12 protein-coding genes are annotated in these 16,790 nt (G+C 72.5%); 6 read left to right on the plus strand and 6 right to left on the minus strand.

Annotated elements, in window-relative coordinates:
* Positions 1–86 precede the first annotated feature (86 nt).
* From ACWEMY_RS26060 to ACWEMY_RS26070, 3 genes are read right to left on the minus strand one after another with little or no spacing between them, the layout of a single operon-like run.
* The gene (locus ACWEMY_RS26060) at positions 87–3,665 is read right to left on the minus strand and encodes a protein kinase domain-containing protein (protein ID WP_452392137.1); all 3,579 of its coding nucleotides are present in this window, start codon (positions 3,663–3,665) and stop codon (positions 87–89) included.
* A gap of 43 nt (positions 3,666–3,708) precedes the next feature.
* Complete coding sequence (locus ACWEMY_RS26065) at positions 3,709–4,398, minus strand: response regulator (protein ID WP_452392138.1); 690 nt, start codon at positions 4,396–4,398, stop codon at positions 3,709–3,711.
* The gene (locus tag ACWEMY_RS26070; protein ID WP_452392139.1) at positions 4,395–5,720 is read right to left on the minus strand and encodes a sensor histidine kinase; all 1,326 of its coding nucleotides are present in this window, start codon (positions 5,718–5,720) and stop codon (positions 4,395–4,397) included. Before ACWEMY_RS26070 ends, ACWEMY_RS26065 begins: the two co-directional genes overlap by 4 nt.
* Before the next feature lie 156 nt (positions 5,721–5,876).
* On the opposite strand from ACWEMY_RS26070, the gene ACWEMY_RS26075 reads away from it, so the two are divergent.
* Genes ACWEMY_RS26075 through ACWEMY_RS26085 form a run of 3 tightly spaced genes read left to right on the plus strand, consistent with a single transcriptional unit; the run spans position 5,877 to position 9,449 of the window.
* Positions 5,877–6,200 (plus strand): hypothetical protein, encoded by a 324-nt coding sequence (locus tag ACWEMY_RS26075; RefSeq protein ID WP_452392140.1) that lies wholly within the window; start codon positions 5,877–5,879, stop codon positions 6,198–6,200.
* Positions 6,201–6,234: 34 nt separating this feature from the next.
* Positions 6,235–6,960, plus strand: coding sequence for an ABC transporter ATP-binding protein (locus ACWEMY_RS26080; RefSeq protein WP_375929354.1), 726 nt, complete (start codon positions 6,235–6,237; stop codon positions 6,958–6,960).
* Positions 6,957–9,449 (plus strand): FtsX-like permease family protein, encoded by a 2,493-nt coding sequence (locus tag ACWEMY_RS26085; RefSeq protein WP_452392141.1) that lies wholly within the window; start codon positions 6,957–6,959, stop codon positions 9,447–9,449. The genes ACWEMY_RS26080 and ACWEMY_RS26085 overlap by 4 nt, the downstream gene beginning before the upstream one ends.
* A 50-nt stretch (positions 9,450–9,499) precedes the next feature.
* On the opposite strand, the gene ACWEMY_RS26090 is transcribed toward ACWEMY_RS26085, so the two are convergent.
* Complete coding sequence (locus ACWEMY_RS26090; RefSeq protein WP_452392142.1) at positions 9,500–12,358, minus strand: protein kinase domain-containing protein; 2,859 nt, start codon at positions 12,356–12,358, stop codon at positions 9,500–9,502.
* Positions 12,359–12,554: 196 nt separating this feature from the next.
* On the opposite strand from ACWEMY_RS26090, the gene ACWEMY_RS26095 reads away from it, so the two are divergent.
* Entirely contained in the window at positions 12,555–13,451 is an 897-nt protein-coding gene (locus ACWEMY_RS26095) for a serine hydrolase (RefSeq protein ID WP_375929357.1), read from the plus strand.
* 10 nt (positions 13,452–13,461) lie between these two features.
* On the opposite strand, the gene ACWEMY_RS26100 is transcribed toward ACWEMY_RS26095, so the two are convergent.
* Together ACWEMY_RS26100 and ACWEMY_RS26105 are read right to left on the minus strand one after the other, a co-directional pair.
* Positions 13,462–14,127: a response regulator gene (locus tag ACWEMY_RS26100; protein ID WP_375929358.1), complete on the minus strand. Its 666-nt coding sequence runs from the start codon at positions 14,125–14,127 to the stop codon at positions 13,462–13,464.
* Between the two features lie 49 nt (positions 14,128–14,176).
* Positions 14,177–15,346: a sensor histidine kinase gene (locus ACWEMY_RS26105; protein ID WP_452392143.1), complete on the minus strand. Its 1,170-nt coding sequence runs from the start codon at positions 15,344–15,346 to the stop codon at positions 14,177–14,179.
* Positions 15,347–15,512: 166 nt separating this feature from the next.
* Here ACWEMY_RS26105 and ACWEMY_RS26110 point away from each other — a divergent pair, with 166 nt between their 5' ends.
* Positions 15,513–16,274, plus strand: coding sequence for a hypothetical protein (locus tag ACWEMY_RS26110; protein ID WP_375929360.1), 762 nt, complete (start codon positions 15,513–15,515; stop codon positions 16,272–16,274).
* A 42-nt stretch (positions 16,275–16,316) separates the two neighbouring features.
* Positions 16,317–16,757: an SRPBCC family protein gene (locus ACWEMY_RS26115; protein ID WP_452392144.1), complete on the plus strand. Its 441-nt coding sequence runs from the start codon at positions 16,317–16,319 to the stop codon at positions 16,755–16,757.
* Positions 16,758–16,790: the final 33 nt, after the last annotated feature.

Here is a 16,790-nt window from a genome sequence, read left to right on the forward strand (position 1 = left end):
GCGGGGCGGTCGCCCCGGGCCGGGAAACAATCGTCTATGACCCTTGCACTGCACGTCAAACCGCTGTGACCCCGGTCGCAGCCGGGTCAGTACACGTAGACGACCGCGTTCTCGCCGCCGGTGCAGGTGACCAGCTTGCCCTCGGGCGCGCAGGTCATCGTGTACGTGCGCCCGGTGACGGGACTGGCCGCCACCACCGACCTGGCCCCGGTGCCACCCGCCGCGTACGCCTGGCGGACCGCCTCGGCGAACGGGCAGCTGGTGACGGAGTTGCCGACCGCCGCCTTCCCGAAGGCACCGCTGCCCGCGCCCTCGCACGGCTGTGCGCCCGCGGGCAGAGTGACCGGGCCCGCCGAAGTGGTCGGGGCCGCCGTAGTGCCGCGCGGGGTGGTCGCCGCCGGGTTGCCGGAACCGCCAGGGGCGAGCGAGGTCGGCGCCGCGGTGGTGGTGTCGGCGGTGTCGCCCGCCGCCATCAGCCGCCAGCCGATCGCGCCGCCGATGGCCAGCACGATCACCGCGAACACGCCGACCAGCACGGGCAGCAGCAGCGAACGCCGGGGAGCGCGCTCCTCACCCTGCCAGTGCGGGTCCGGACCGTAACCGGGGTCGTAGCCCGGCTCACGGTAGGCGTGGTCGCCGTAGGCCTGCTGCGGATCGTCGTACTGCGAGTACGCCGCCTCCCCCGCGTACTGCCGGGTCTCGGCCGCACGCGCCGGATCGTTGTACTCCGGCGCAGCCTGATGCGCCGGGAACGGCGCCGCTCCCCCGCGGTACTGATGGGTCGGCTGCGACCGCTGCGGGTCATCGTCGAAGCGCTGACCCTCGAAGGCGGGGTCGTATTGCTCGGTCGGCGGTGAGAACGCGTCAGGGGCGCCGCCGTAGTGCTGGGTGGCGGCGTGACGCTGCGGGTCATCGCCCGCCGGGTCGTATTGCTCGGTCGGCGGTGAGAACGCATCTGGGGCGCCGCCGTAGTGCTGGGTGGCGGCGTAGCGCTGTGGGTCGTCGCCAGGATTCGACGGGCCGAAGCGCGGGTTTCCCGCCTCGTCGCGAAAGTCGGCGGAGGGGTCGCCGGGGAACTTCTGTGTCGGTGCGCCGAAGTGGGGCGCGCGGTCTTCGCCGCCGGGGCCGAACGAAGTCGCCCGGGCGTCCCCGAAGCCTCGGTCGCCGGTCTCGTCAGACCCGAACGGGGCGCGATCGAAATGCTCGGTGGGAGCGCCGAATCGCGGGTCGGGGGCGGATCCGCCGAATGGCGGCGGGGGTCCGGCGGGGCCGGGAAGTGGGTGCTCGCCGGTATAGCGCTGAGTCGCGGGCGCGCCCTTCGGGGGGCCCTGCGTCGGCTCGCCGAACGGGGGCTGGTCACCCGGGTATCGCTGCGTCGCGGGTGCGCCGTCACCGGGACCACCCGGGCGCGACGGGGGCACACCGGGGCCACCTGCCAGCGGATGCTCGCCGGAATAGCTTTGCGGCGCAGGGACTCCGGACGCCGATGGATCACCGGGACGCGCGGACGATCGGCCGGGGCCACCTGCCTGCGGGTACTCCCCGGAATACCGTTGCGTCGCGGGGGCTCCGGCGGACGGACCACCGGCACGTCCGGGCAGCCCACCGGGGCCGGGCTCACCGGTAGGGCGCTGGGCGCCGGGCGGCGGTCCGGCCGGGGAACGGTCGCCTCTCGTGCCGGGAACTCCGGGGAGGCGGGGTTCGGCGGGTGACTCGGGGGTGGCGGGTTGGAACGGTTCGCCGACGTAGCGCTCGGTAGGAGCGGCGGGGCGGCCTGGGTTCTGGTGGGGGCCACCGGGGTTCGGGGGCGGGAAGGGAGGTGCGCCGGGGGGTGGTGTGTCACCGGGCGACGCGTCGTCGAAGAGGTGCGCGTCGGGGAACGGGCGCATGCGTGGGAGGCCCTGGTCCGGGGTGTAGGCCGGGGGCGGTTCGGGGGCTTCGGGGGTGGCCGCGCCTTCGGCGGGTGGGAGCGGGGTGAAATGGGTGTCGGCCGGGCGGATCTCGGCGGGGCCGGTCGGCTGGATCACCGCCGGGATGGAGACCTCGCCCGTGCCCTCGGCCGGAACGCGCCGGAAGCCGGTGGTGTCGGCACCACCCGCGCGGGCATCCGGCGGACGGATGATCAGCGTCGGCTGCGCGCCGGTCGCCGTGCTCTGGCTGCGGGAGGTCTCGATACCGCCGGTCGCGGCGACCGCACCGACCACCCGGAACTCGCCGGTCGGGGTCGGCGCCGGCTCGGCGGCCTCGCCCTCCGTCTCGCGTCCGGCGCCCTTCCCGGTGCGCGCGGGCCCGGTCGACGATCCGGGAACCGCTCGCGCGGCCTCGGAACCACCGCGCCCCGCCCCGGCCCCCTCGGCACCGCGGTCACGCGGATCCCGCGCACCACCCGTACCGCTCGCATCGCCCCCGGACATCTGATTCCCTCCCGTAGTACCCCCGCGCCGGGCGGCAGCCGCCGCACCGAACGTCGCCGCGCCCGGATCGGCCGCGTAGCCGACGGGCCCGGATCGCGCACCGCCCGCACCGAGCGGAACCCCACCCGGGCCCCGGTCGTCCGCACCGCGCGGAACCGCACCCGGGCCCCGGTCGTCCGCACCGCGCGGAACCGCACCCGGGCTCCGGTCGTCCGCACCGCGCGGAACCGCACCCGACTGCCCACCCACGCCCCGGTCGCGGGAACCGAGCGGAACCCCACCCGACTGCGCACCCGGGCCTTGCTCACGGGAACCGAACGGCACGGCGCCCGGCTGTCCGCCCATCGGCACCGGCCCGGAGCCGGTCGAACCCGGCTCACGCCCGGGGGCGAAGGCACCGGGGCGGGCGTGCTGGATGGCCGAGTTCAGGACGTCGCGGGCGGCGACGGCGAGGTCGCCTGCGCTGGCGTAGCGGTCGGCGGGGTCCTTGGCCATGCCGCGGGCGATGACGTCGTCGAGGCCGGGCGGCAGGCCGTGGATCAGTGTGCTCGGACGCGGGGGTGCCTCGGAGAGGTGGGCGCGGATGAGCACGCTCATGCTGGCGGCGGGGAACGGCGAACCGCCGGTGAGGCATTCGTGCAGGACGCAGGCCAGCGAGTAGATGTCGGCGCGGTGCGAGACCGGACCCACGTCGAAGCGTTCGGGCGCCATGTAGATGTAGGAGCCCATGGCCATGCCGACCTGGGTCACCGCGCTGTCGCCCTCGGTGTGCGCGATGCCGAAGTCGGCCAGGTAGGCGAAACCGGCGGGGGTGACCAGGATGTTGGCGGGCTTCACGTCACGGTGGACCAGCCCGCCCGCGTGCGCGGCGTCGAGCGCGGCGGCGATCTGTTCCACCACGGCCACGGCGCGGTCGGGGCTCAGCGGTCCGCCCCGGTGCAGCACGGTGCGCAGGTCGGTGCCGGGAACCAGGCGCATGTCGATGAACAGCACCCCGTCGATCACGCCCCAGTCGTGGATCGGGATGACGTGCGGCTCGGCGAGCTTGGCCGCGGCCTGGGATTCGCGCCGGAACCGGACCTGATAGGCCGGGTCCTGAGCGAGCTCCTCGGCCAGCAACTTCAGGGCGACCACCCGGTCCTTGCCGGTGTCGTAGGCCTCGTAGACCTCGCCCATGCCGCCTTTGCCCAGCATCGACCGCAGTTCGTACGGGCCGAATCTGCTCCCCGCCCGTGACCCGGGTGCACCCACCAGCGTCCGCCTCCCACGTCTGGCAGGTCAGCGGACCTGCTCGTCAGAAGGCCGATTCTCCCGGTGTCACCACGCCGTGGTCAAACGCGAACACGATCGCGGCAGCGCGATCACGCAGGTCGAGCTTGCCGAATATGTGTCCCACGTGGCTTTTCACGGTGACTTCGGAGATGCCGAGTTCCCGGGCGATCTCGCTGTTGACCCGGCCCCGGCCGATCAGTTCGAGCACTTCGTACTCGCGGGCGGTGAGGTCGCCGAGCCGGCGATCGGTGCGGGTGCCGCTGGGTTTCACGGTCCGGTAGGCGGTGAGGACGCGGCCGGTGACCGACGGATCGAGCCACGCGCCGCCGGCGGCGACGGTGCGCACGGCGCGGATGAGGTCCTCGGCGGGTGAGTCCTTGAGCAGGAACCCGGCCGCGCCCGCGCGCAGCGCGCCGGAGAGCAGCTGATCGTCGTCGAAGGTGGTGAGCACGAGCACCGGTGGCGCGTCCGGGCGGGCCCGCAGCAACCTGGTCGCATCGATCCCGCCGACCCGCTTCATCCGCAGATCCATCAGCACCACGTCGGGCCGTTCGGCGGCGACGGCGGCCGCCACCTCGTCCCCGTCGGCGCATTCGGTGACGGTGAAGCCGTCGCGGCGGCGCAGGATGCGGCGCAACCCACCGCGCACGAGTTCCTGGTCGTCGACGACGAGGACCGTCACCGGGTTGTCGATCGGCGCGGCGGCCGTCACATGTCCTCCTGGGGTCTGGTCCGGAGCAGCCCCGGCAGCACGGTCGAGAAGCCGGGACAACCGCCGCCCTTGAGCGGGAACTCCACCCGCACGGTCCAGCCGTCGTCGCCGGGGCCGACGCTGAGGGTGCCGCCGAGCAGTTCGGTGCGTTTGCGCATCCCGCGCAGTCCCATCCCGGTGTCGCGGCGGGCGGGCGGTCCGGCCGGCAGCGCGTTGGTGACGACCATCGCCGCGGCCTCGGCGCCGACGTCGAGGCGCACGGTGGCGGCGGCGCCCGGCGCGTGCTTGGCGACATTGGCCAGCGATTCCTGGCCGATCCGGTAGAGCGCGTGCCCGACCGCGCCCTCGACCGCGGCGAGGTCGCCGGTGCGGGCGAAGTCGACGGTGAGCCCGGCGCGACGGAAGTCACCGACGAGTTCGTCGATATCGGCGGCGCTGGGTTCGGGCGCGATCCGGGCCGGCTGGGTGTCGAGCATGCCGACGGTGCGGCGGATGTCGGCCATGGCCTGGCGGCCGAGCCGTTCGGCGTCGACCAGCGCGTCGACGGCCTCGGTGACGTCGTCGTCGGTCTGCAGCGCGCGGCGGGCGGCGGTGAGGTGCAGCAGGGTGATCGAGAGCGAGTGCGCGATCACGTCGTGCACCTCGCGGGCGATGCGGCGGCGTTCCTCGTCGGCGGCGCGCACCGCGCGGATGGCCTGGTTCTCGCGTTCCTGATAGAGGAAGCGGCGCTGGTACTGCAGCATCACCCCGGCGAAGGTGCCGAGCAGGATGCCGAGCACATACATCGGCAGCCCGTCGAGCCGCTCGCCCGAGGCGCCCCACTGCAGGTATCCGGCCAGGTCGAAGGCCACCAGCTGGGCGATGGCGAGCAGGCTGAAGCCGATGGTGAGGCCGCGCGGGGCGATGGCGGCCACCTCACCGGCGACGATGACCAGCACGAACGGCGCGAAATCGGCGGGCACCGGCTGGATCATGAACAGCGCGCACGAGGCCATCCCGCTCAGTTTGAGCAGCACCGGGTGCGGTTTCACGCCGAAGATCGCGAACAGCGGCAGCGGCAGGAACGCGGTGAACATCGCGATCAGCGGCAGCGGGTTGGGGAAGTAGGAGTGCCGCTGGACGACGGCGGCGACGGTGATCACCAGCAGCGCCAGATCCGCGCCGACGATCACCGCGGGCGGATAGTCGAACGGCAGCGCCTCCATCCGCTCGCGCGCGGCGTCGCGGAAACGCAGCACCGGGCCCCGCACCCGGGCCGACAGCGCCGAGCGCCTGCTCGCCGGGCCCACGGTGGTCGCGGGGACGGTGTGGGTCACCTCCATGTAGCAAGGCTAGCTCCCGGGGTGCGCGGGCGGCATCGTCCCGGGAACGGTGCCGATCTCCTACCTGGGTAGGAGAAGAAGTCGGGTCCGCGGCACGACGCCCGCCCACGCCGCGCTCCGTAGCGTGAGTGGCATCGCTCACGGAAGGTGAAGCTCATGACCTGGACCGATCAGCATCGTCGCACCGAGATCGTGCACACCGTGCTCGCCAGGGCTGCCGACGACCCCGAACATCCCGGCCTGTTCGACGGACTCCCGGAGCTGGACCGGCTCTTCGGTGGGGTCGAGGGCCTGCTGCTGGCCCTGCGCAACCGCTGGGACAACCACCTGCACGTCAAGCTGGAACTGGCCGAGATCGACGGCGCCACACCGATGGACGCCTATCTGCAACTGGCCGCCGAGCAGCCCGCACTGCGGGCAATTCTCGACGCACGCCCGGTGATCGGGCACACTACCCGTGCCCGGGCGCTCGCGCGCTGACATTCGCCCATCGAATACCCCTGGGGGACAACACATGCCGGACACGCCATCACCGCAGCAGCCGCCGATGCTCGAGCTGAGCCAGGTGGTCAAGCAGTATCGCGTCGGTGACCAGCAGGTGCGCGCTCTGGACGAGGTGAGCCTGCGCATCGAGACGGGGCAGTTCACCTCGATCATCGGCCCGTCCGGATCGGGCAAGTCCACGCTGCTGCATCTGCTCGGCGCGCTGGACCGCCCCGATTCGGGCTCGATCCGCTTCCGCGGCACCGAGATCGGTGGCCTCGACGAGGACAAGCAGGCCGCGTTCCGGTTGGAGCAGGTGGGTTTCGTCTTCCAGTTCTTCAATCTGCTGCCCACGCTGTCGGCGTGGGAGAACGTGGCGGTGCCGAAGCTGTTGGACGGCACCGGATTACGCAAGGCCAAACCGCGGGCGCTGGAACTGCTGGAGCTGGTCGGCCTGGGTGATCGCGCCCAGCACCGGCCCGCCGAACTCTCCGGCGGCCAGATGCAGCGGGTGGCGGTGGCCCGCGCGCTGATCATGGACCCGCCGCTGATCCTGGCCGACGAACCCACCGGCAATCTGGATTCCAAGACCGGCGAGGCCATCCTCACCCTGCTGGGAGAGATCACCGCGCAAGGCAATTCGGTGGTGATGGTGACCCACGACATGGGCGCGGTCGCCTACTGCGACCGGGTGGTCACCCTGCGTGACGGCCGCATCGGCGCCGACGACGTGGTGACCCCGCGGGTGGACGCGTGATCGCCGCGGCGTGGGATCGGTTGCGGCTGTTCAATATCGGTGAACTGTTCCGGCATCCCGGCCGCACCGTGCTGTCGACCGCCGTGATGGCGGTATCGGCGGCCCTGCTGGTGGCGGTGCTGAGCATCTCCGGTTCGGTGACCGGTTCGGTCGACCGGCTCACCCTCGGCCTGGCCGGGGACGCGGCGCTCGAGGTCACCGGCATCACCGACGCGGGCTTCGAGCAGTCGATGCTGCCCGCCATCGCCGCCACCCCCGGCGTGGCCACCGCGGTGCCGATGCTGCGCGCCACCCTCGGCACCGGCGCCGACCGGGCCATGCTGATCGGCGCCGACCAGACCATCGCCGCGCTCGGCAGCGATCTGGCCGGTCCGATGGCCGAGTACACCTCGAAGCTGATCAGCACCCCGAAGGGCGTGCTGGTCGGCGCGGCCATGGGTTATCAGGAGGGCGACAGCATCCCGATCGGCTGGGGCACGGCGACGGTGGCCGCGGTGCTGCCCGCCGGGACCGTCGACCGGCTCAACAGCGGTCACGTGGTCGCCGCGCCGCTGCCGCTGGCCCAGTTGCTCACCGACAAGGTCGACAAGCTCGACTCGGTGCAGATCATCGCGAAGCCCGGGACCGATATCGGCAAGCTGCGCACCGCGCTCACCGAGGCGGTGGACGGCCGCGCGGTGGTCGCCGAGCCGAGTCTGCGGACCGCACAGGCGGGCGGGGCGATCCAGATCATGCGCTATTCCACGCTGATGTCCTCGGCGGCGGCACTGATCGTGTCGGCGTTCCTGATCTACAACGCGATGAGTATGGCGGTGGCGCAACGCAGGCCGACGCTGTCGCTGCTGCGCGCGATCGGTGGCAAGCGCGCGCCGATGGTGCGTGATCTGCTGGTCGAGGCAGCCCTGCTCGGCCTGATCGGCGGCATCATCGGTTCGGCCATCGGCGTGTTCATGGGCCGGTTCTCCATCGACCGGCTGCCCGCGGCCATCGTGCAGTCGGTGGAGGCGCGCACCGAGTTCCTGGTCCCCGACTACGCCATCCCCGCGGCCATCGCGGCCTGTGTGCTGGCGACCGTGGCGGCCGCGGGCATCGCGGCGCGGCAGGTCTACAAGGTGGCCCCGGTCGAGGCGCTCGCCCCGGTGGAGGCGGGCGATTCCGCCGCCGACAGCCGGATTCTGCGCTGGGCGGCGCTGGTGGGCGGTCTGGGTCTGGGCGCGCTGGCCATCGTGCTGGCCGCCCTCGACCTCGGCCGGATCTCGCTCGCCTCGATCTCGCTGTCGCTGACCGCGACGGTGATGCTGTGCTTCGCCGCGACCGGCCCGATCGTGCGCGCCGCCGCGGGCATCGCGCGCTGGTTCGGCGCGCCGGGTGCCCTGGGCGCGACCACCCTGGAGCGGGCACCGCGCCGCGTCTGGGCGACGGCCATGACGGTGATGATCGGCGTGGCCGCGGTGGTCGCGCTGGGTGGCGCGTCGAGCAATATGGTCGATTCGGCGACGCAGTCGTTCGAGAATCTCGACGACACCGACCTGTATGTGAGCCCCAGCCCGGCCGAGCAGTTCCCGACCGGTCCGGTGCTGCCCGCCGACCTCGCCGCCACGGTGGCGGCGGTGCCCGGTGTCGAGCGGGTGCAGCCCGCGCAGATGGCGTTCGCGACGATCGGCAGCGGCCGGGTGATGCTGCAGGGCTATCAGCCCAGGGCCGACGAGTCCCGGCTCGGCGCGGTGACCCCCGACGTGATCGCCAAGATGGCGCGCGGCGAAGGGGTGGTGATCACCCGCGATGTGGCCCGGTCGATGAAGCTCACCGCGGGCGACGAGATCACCATGCCGACCCCCTCGGGTGAGCGGACCGTACCTGTGCTGCAGGTGATTCCGTACTTCACCGCGGTGTCGGGCGTGGTGATGATGAGCCTGGACCAGATGCGCGAGTGGTATCAGCGGCCCGGCGAGACCATCCTGTCGGTGCAGTTCGCGCCCGGCGCCGACCCGCAGGCCGTGCAGGCCGCGGTGCGCGCGGCGGTGCCCGAGGCGATCCACGTCGACCGGGGTGCCGACATGCTCGCGGCGATCTCGTCGAGTGTGGAGCAGGGCTCGGCGATGAGCACCATGATCCTGTGGATCGTCGTGCTGGTGGCCACGGTGGCGCTGCTCAACACGCTGATGCTGTCGGTGCTGGAGCGGCGGCGTGAACTCGGGGTGCTGCGCGCCATGGGTACCAACCGCAAGTTCCTGCTGCGGTCGGTGCTGGCCGAGGCCGCCGGGATCGGCATCGTCGGCGCGGTGATCGGGCTGGTGATCGGCGCGGCCGTGCAGTATCTGGCCACGGTCGCGATCGGGCACGCGATGACCATCGACATCGTCTACCAGGCGAGTCCGATCCTGGTCGTCTACGGCGTGGTCGCGCTGGTGCTGGCGCTGCTCGGCTCGATCCCGCCCGCGGTGCGCGCGGCGCGGATGCCGATCATCGCGGCGCTCGCCGTCGACTGAGCCTCACCTTGAACGGCGGCACCCGCATCGCGCGGGTGCCGCCGTTTTCTCTACAGCGGGACTTCCTCCCACCACGCGACCACCTCGTCCTGCGCCGTGGGGCGCGGGGCGCCGTCGCGGCCGCTGCTGCCCCGGCGGCTCACCGCCACCAGGTAATTCGCGCGATCCTCGTCCTCGGGGAAGCTCAGCACCTGGTGCGCGGTCTGGACGCGGGAATTGCCCGGATCGCCGACCACCCAGCGGCGCAACTGGAACGGCACACCGTCCTTGTCTCCCTCGTATCTGGCCGCACCCGGCAGCGCGCCGACCACCGACCGTGCCAGCGCCGGGCTCGCGTACTCGAGCACCAGGTAGCTCACCGGCCCCGACGCGTTGTCGGTGCGCTCGCACTGCCAGCCCGCGGCGATCGGATTCCATTGCAGCGCGGGCTCTTTCCACTCCAGCTCGCTGACATCCCGCACCGCCACACAGCGCGCCCCCCGATACCCCAGCCCCTCCGTCACCGCACCCTGCGGCACCAGCGTCGGAAAGGTCCGCCTGCTCGGCGCCAGCGCCCCCGCGTCGAACTCCCGGTCGTTCGACTCCGAACTCGACGGCATACCGCCCCCCGAACTCGCCGCCGCGTCCTCCTCGTCATCGGGCAGCACCACGACCACCAGCGCGACCACCAGCGCCAGCAGGGCGAGCACCAGCATCGCCAAGGTCAGCCAGCCGAGCCGGTGCACCACCGACAACCCCGGCTTCACCGGCCGCCGAGGCGGACCCGCCCACGGCCCGTGCCCGGGCGGCAGCATCGGCAGCCCCCCGGTCGGCGGGCCCTCCGGAGCCCCCCGCCCACCGGCCATCCCGGGAGCGCCCGGCCCGTTGCCCGGCGAGACAGCGCCGGGTCCCCGCGTTCGGTCTGCCGCGGGGGACGCGTCACCCGCACCGTGTGCATGGCCGTCCTGCCCACCTGCCGAAGCGTCACCCGGTCGACCCGCCGGACCTGGTGGCACCGACCCTGGTCGAGCCTCACCGGAGATGACTTGGGCATCGCCCGGGTGAGCGTCACCCGAGCCCGGTACGGCGCGGACGGCGCCTGGTGGCGATCCGTCACCACCGGGCTTCGGCGCTACGGCACCCGATTGCGACGCATCACCATCCGACTTCGGCGCTACGGCACCCGATTCCGACGCATCACCATCCGGCTTCGGCGCTACGGCACCCAGTTGCAACGCATCACCGCTCGGCTTCGGCGGAGTCCCTGATCGGCCGTAGAGCTCCGGTGAGCCCCCCGGTCGGCCGTCGAGCTCCCGCGAGTCAGCCTGTCCCGAGCCGGTTCCCGGATCACCGCAACCACCCGGAGCGCTGTCCAGGTGCGCGGGGTCTGAATCCTGTCCGGCCGGTGTGTCATCGGAATCCTCGGCCGTTCCCGGGTTTTCGTCGGCCGGGGTGCCGACAGAAGGCGTCGGGGCGAGCGCGGCCACTTCCGTGCGCGCACTCGCGTTCGCGGCCTCCTGCGCGGCCAGATCCGGCATCGCCACGACATCGGTTGCGGCCGTGGCGGATACGTCCTCAGCGCCCTGCCCGGCCGCGCCCTCGGGAGCGTCCGGCATCGAAGCCGCCGGGTGACCGGGGACCTGGCCTCGAGGCTGAAGCGCGCCCCGGGACTGGTGCCCCTGAGCCGGGTCAAGCGGGGCCTGCCCGTGCGGCGCGACCTGCCCTCGGGGCGTGCCGGGGGCGCCCGAGCCCTGGCCCTGCGGAGCGCCCGGCGGCTGACCCTGCACGGAGGCCGGGGCGGGCGGGACTTGCCCCTGTGGAGGAACCTGGCCCTGTGCCGGGATGGGCGCCTGGCCGTGAGGCGCCACCGACGGGTGAACCGGAGGCGAAACCTGCCCGTGCGGCGCGAAGGGTGGCTGACCCGGCGGCGGGACTTGGGTCTGGGGCGCGACGGGCGGCCGACCTGAGGGCAGGACTTGGCCCGGCACGACCGGCGGCTGGACCGGTGGTGGGACCGGTTGGCCCTGGGGCGGATAGGGCGCTGCCGGGGGGTAGTAGCCGGCGGGTGGGCCCGAGGGGCGTGGGAGGGACGGTGGGGTGTTGGTGAGGGCCTGGCGGCAGGCGGTGGCGAAGGCGGTGCAGGAGTCGAAGCGGGCGGCGGGGTGTTTGGCCATGGCGGCGGCCAGGACCGCGTCCATGGCGGGGGGCAGGCCGGTGCGGCGCAGGGCGAGTGGGGGTGGCGGGAGGTAGAGGGTGCCGCGGATGATCTCGTTGGGGTCGGGTGAGTCGAAGGGCGCGATGCCGGTGAACATCCAGTACAGGCTGCACGCCAGGGAATACTGGTCGGAGCGGTGGTCGAGTTCGGCGCCGGTCATCTGTTCGGGCGAGGCGTAGGCCAGGGTCGCGGTGAACATGCCCTGCTGGGTGAGGTGGGTGGAATCGGCGCGCAGGCGCGCGATCCCGAAGTCGGTGAGGAACACCCGCTCCCCCTGGCCGCCGCTGGAGCGGGCCAACAGGATGTTGGCCGGTTTCACGTCGCGGTGCAGCACGCCCCGCCCGTGCGCGTAGTCCAGCGCGTCGGCCACGCCCTCGATGATCTGCACGGCCCGTTCGGGCGGCAGCGTCATCGGGTCGACGGTGGCGGCGTCCACCCCGTCGACGTACTGCATGCTGATCCACAGCTGCTCGCCCTCGGTCCCCCGGTCGAACACCGTGACGATCCCGGGATGGTCCAGCCCGGCCGCGAGATCGGCCTCCCGTTCGAAGCGGGCGCGAATCCGTTCGTCGGCGAACAGATCCCGGTTGAGCAGCTTGAGCGCGGTCAACCGGTCCAGGCGCGGATGCCGCGCCAGATACACCGTTCCCATGCCCCCCTGGCCGAGCATGCGCTCGATGGTGAACCCGGCGAACACCTCACCGATGTCGTGCACTGCGACCCCCTTCCGGCCTCCGTGGCGGACCAGCATGGCACCCGCGCGGCGGCGTGACCACGGTCATTCGAATTCTCGCCGTAAATCGGCGAAACTGGCTGACATGCGTCCGGTATCGTCCGGGCGCGCTCGACGAGTAGTTTGCACCGCCGGAGCAGGGCGCCGACGCGCAGTGGGTGGTGGGGAGGATTCGGTGGTGAGGTCGACCGCAACGGCGGCTGCCTGTCGCAGGCTGGCGCTGTCCACGGCGGTGGTGGCTGCGGCCGCGCTGTCCGTCTCGTGTTCCGTCCCTGGCACGGCGACGCCGATGAGCGCGCCGACGGTCACCGTCGACAGCGGTGACGCCTGGGACCCCGGTCTGTCGATCGTGCTGCCCGATTCGCTGGCCGCGGAGTTCACCCAGTTGCAGGCGCAGCTGCCCGGGCAGGTGGGGATGGCCCTGATGCCCGTGGGCGGTGGCCGGATGACGATCTTCGGCGACTGGACCACCGGCATCGCCTGGTCCACGATCAAGGTCCCGCTGGCCATCGCCGCGCTGCGCCACGACCAGAACCAGTCGATCTTCGAGATGGTGCGCGCCGCGATCACGGTGTCGGACAACGACGCCGCCGAGGGCCTGTGGGAATCCCTCGGTGACGCCCCCGAGGCGCGCGCGGCCGTCGAGCAGATCCTCGACGAGGGCGGACAGCTCCCGTCGGGCAAGGTGGTGCACACCGATATCGACGAGACCGCGTTCGGCGGCACCGAGTGGTCGCTGGCCAATCAGGTGCGTTTCGCCTCGCGGCTGCCGTGCCTGCCGCACACCGAGATCGTCACCGCGCTGATGGGCGAGATCACCCCGGATCAGGCGTGGGGTCTGGGCTTGCTCGACGACACCGAGTTCAAGGGCGGCTGGGGCCCCGACGACGACACCGGCGTCTACACGGTGCGCCAGTTCGGCCTGGTACCCGTCGGCAGCGGCCGACTCGCGGTCGCCATTGCGGCCCAGGCGGATTCGGGCACCTTCGAGGACACCACCGCCCTGCTCGACAGCCTGGCGCTGCTGCTGTCGCGGCACCTGCCGAACCTGACCGGCGGTGTCTGCCCGGGCTGAGCGGGCCCGCTCAGCCGGGGACGACCAGGCCGGATTCATACGCCAGCACCACGGCCTGGGCGCGGTCGCGCAGATCGAGCTTCGAGAAGACCTTGGAGACATGGGTTTTCACCGTCTGTTCGGCGACGAACAGCGCGGCCGCGATCTCGGTGTTCGACAGCCCCTTGGCCACCAGTTCCAGCACCTCGCGTTCGCGCGGGGTGAGCGCGCCCAGCGCGGGCGCGGCGGGGGTGCGCACGGTGTTGCGCCTGCGGGTGACATCGGCGATGAGCCTGCGGGTGATGGTCGGGGCCAGCAGCGCCTCCCCGTCGGCGACCACCCGCACCGCGCGCACGAGTTCCTCGGCGGGGGCGTCCTTGAGCAGGAAACCGCTCGCGCCCAGGCTCAGTGCCTCGTAGACGTAGTCGTCGATGTCGAAGGTGGTGAGCATGAGCACCCGCACCGGCGGTTCGAATCCGGCGGCGAGAATGGCACGGGCGGCGTCGAGTCCGTTCATCTGCGGCATGCGCACGTCCATCAGGACCACATCGGGGCGCAGCCGCTTGGCCTCGGCGACGGCGACCTTCCCGTCGGGCGCGTCCCCGACGACGCTGATATCGGGCTGGGCGCTCAGCAGCGCGCCGAAGCCCTGCCGCACCATCGCCTGGTCGTCGGCGATCAAAACGGTTATTGCCACCCGACCACCCTAATGCGCGCGCCCGCGACGTGTTCCCCGGACTTCGCCGCTACCCCATCGGGATCGGCAGCCGCGCCGACACCTCGAATCCGCCGTCGGGCAGCCCGCCGGCGGTGAGCTCACCACCGACCGCGCCGACCCGCGTGCGCATGCCCTCGATCCCGTGCCCGCCGCCGGGTCCCGGACGCGGCACGGTGTCGGCGGCGCCGTTGTGTACGCCCACGGTGATGAGCGCCGGACCGACGGCGACCGCGACGTGCACCGGCGCGCCCGGCGCGTGCCGGGCGGCATTGGCCATCGACTCCTGCACCACCCGGTAGACGACCAGCCCGGTGGACTCCGGCACCGCCTCGAGCTCCCCGGTGACGGTCCATTCCACCGGCAGCCCGGCCCGCTGCGCCGAGGCGCACAGCGCGGGGATGTCGGCGGCGCGCGGCTGCGGCGCGTGCTCGGGCAGCTGCCCGTCGCTGCGCAGCACGCCGAGCAGGCCGCGGATCTCGTTGAGCGCGGTGCGCGCGGTCGCCCCGATGGACTCGAACTCCGCGCGCGCGGCCGGTTCCAGATCGGCGATCCGGTACGGCGCGGTCTGCGCCTGCACCACCACCATGGACATGTGATGGGCCACCACGTCGTGCAGGTCGCGGGCGATGCGCGCCTTCTCCTCGAGAATGGCGCGGCGCGCCCGTTCCAGCTCGGTGACCTCCTCCTGCTGTTCGAGCCTGCGCCGCGAGGCCAGCACGGTGCGTACCAGATAGCCGAACAGCGCCAGCGCGCCGAAGCCGATCACCCAGCCCCACACCGGCCCGGTGTCGGCGCCGGGCATGGTGGTGGCGAACAGCATGGACTGCGCGAGCCAGGCCACCACGATGATCGGCACCGGCGAGCGCAACGCCACCGCGAACAGCAGCACGAACAGCACGATGACGTGCACCACCTCGAACGGCAGATCGTTGCCCGCGCTCGGTGCGACCCCCAGCGAGATCAGCAGCGCCGAACCGGCGGAGATCGCCCAGCCCAGGGCCGGGTTGACCCGCACCAGCAGGATCGGGAACACCGCCAGCGCCGAGACCAGCGGCGCGAGCACCGGCGACACCTCGTGGGTGACGAACAGCGTCGGCCAGGCGATGCTGTAGAGGATCAGCGCGACCAGCACCGTGGCCAGGTCGAACCAGGTGCGCGCGGGAACGCGGCGCGCGGCGGGGCGCAGATGTCCGGACATGACTGCGAGCCTACGAACCGTCCGGTCAGCGGACCTCATACCCACGAGCGAATTCCGACCCCCTACCCTGGTGTGACCCCGGCGCCGGGTCACCCGCCCGCGCCCCTCGTGAACCGGTCCGTAGCGGGATGCCCGCCGCGCACCCCGCTCCTTACCGTCGGAGGCCATGTACACCCCGCTTCGCCTGGTGCCCGCCGCTCGCCGTGCCCGTACCGCCGATTCCACCGCCTCCGTTCCCGCCCCGGCCCCGGCCGCCCAGCACCGCCGTCGTAGCGGGGTCGCGCTGTGCACCGCGGGTGTGGCGATGGCCGCCGCGGTCGTGATGTCCTCCCCCGGTGCCATGGGCACCACGCCGGACCTGCCCGAGAACGCCGCCGCGGCCGCGGTGGTGCGGGCGCTGACCGACGACGATCCGGACGCTCCCGCGCTGATCCCGCGCGATTTCGGCTTCAAGTTCGGCTACGACCCGGCCGTGCAGAACGGCCTGCTGGTGAACCCGAACGGCGACTGCTCCTCGCCGGTGACCCTGCCCGCGGAGTTCCAGCCCGCCTGCAAGGCCCACGACCTGGGCTACGACATGCTGCGCTACGCCGAGCGGGTCGACGAGCCGCTGGGCCCGTGGGCCCGCCGGGCGGTGGACGCGGCGCTGAACCGGCGCATCCACTCCTCCTGCGAACTGCGTGACGACGAGTTCTCCCGGGCCCGCTGCGGGGTGATGGCCGATATCGCCTTCACCGCCGTGGACGTGAACTCGCGCAGGCAGGAGTACCGCGCGCCGGTGGTGGAGAACGTCTTCGCCGAGACCGACCCGGCCGACCGCCCCAATCTGTGGCCGCTGGCCAGGACGGTGCTGGGCCTGTTCGCGGCGACCGCGGCCAGCGCGGTGATCATCGACGCGTTGCGCAAGCGCCGCCGCAGGCCGGCCTGACCGCCGGTTGCCGAAAACTAGAACATATCCTAACTTGCAGGCATGGCCTTGGTGATCGACGAAACGATCGAGATCGACGTACCCGCCGCGAAGGTGTGGGAGGTGCTCACCGACTTCGATCGCTACGGCGAATGGAACACCTTCTGCTTCGAGGCGGCCAGCACGCTGGAGCCCGGCACGCCGATCGACATGCGGGTGCAGCTCGGCGGCAACCGCCGCCCGCAGCGCGAGTGGATCCGTACCCACACCCCCGGCAGCGAGTTCAGCTACGCGATGAAGCCGGTGCCGCTGGGCGCGCTGCACAGCCTGCGCTCGCACACCGTGGTGCCGCTGGGCCCGGACCGCTGCCGCTACGAATCCCGGTTCACTCTCGCGGGCTGGCTCAGCCCGGTCGTCGAGCTGGCCCTCGGCAAGCACCTGCGCGCGGGCTTCACCGCCATGACCGCGGGCGTCGGCGCCCGCGCCACCAGCCTGGTCGACTGAGAAACGGGGTGCGCCAGGCCCTTTCGGCCCGGC

Source organism: Nocardia sp. NPDC004415 (assembly GCF_053602435.1).

What these genes read in the sequence shown, in the direction of transcription:
- ACWEMY_RS26070 (WP_452392139.1), bottom strand. Translation starts at nt 5,720, where the DNA reads ATGGAGGTGACCCACACCGTCCCCGCGACCACCGTGGGCCCGGCGAGC.
- ACWEMY_RS26075 (WP_452392140.1), top strand. Translation starts at nt 5,877, where the DNA reads ATGACCTGGACCGATCAGCATCGTCGCACCGAGATCGTGCACACCGTG.
- ACWEMY_RS26080 (WP_375929354.1), top strand. Translation starts at nt 6,235, where the DNA reads ATGCCGGACACGCCATCACCGCAGCAGCCGCCGATGCTCGAGCTGAGC.
- ACWEMY_RS26105 (WP_452392143.1), bottom strand. Translation starts at nt 15,346, where the DNA reads ATGTCCGGACATCTGCGCCCCGCCGCGCGCCGCGTTCCCGCGCGCACC.
- ACWEMY_RS26110 (WP_375929360.1), top strand. Translation starts at nt 15,513, where the DNA reads ATGTACACCCCGCTTCGCCTGGTGCCCGCCGCTCGCCGTGCCCGTACC.
- ACWEMY_RS26115 (WP_452392144.1), top strand. Translation starts at nt 16,317, where the DNA reads ATGGCCTTGGTGATCGACGAAACGATCGAGATCGACGTACCCGCCGCG.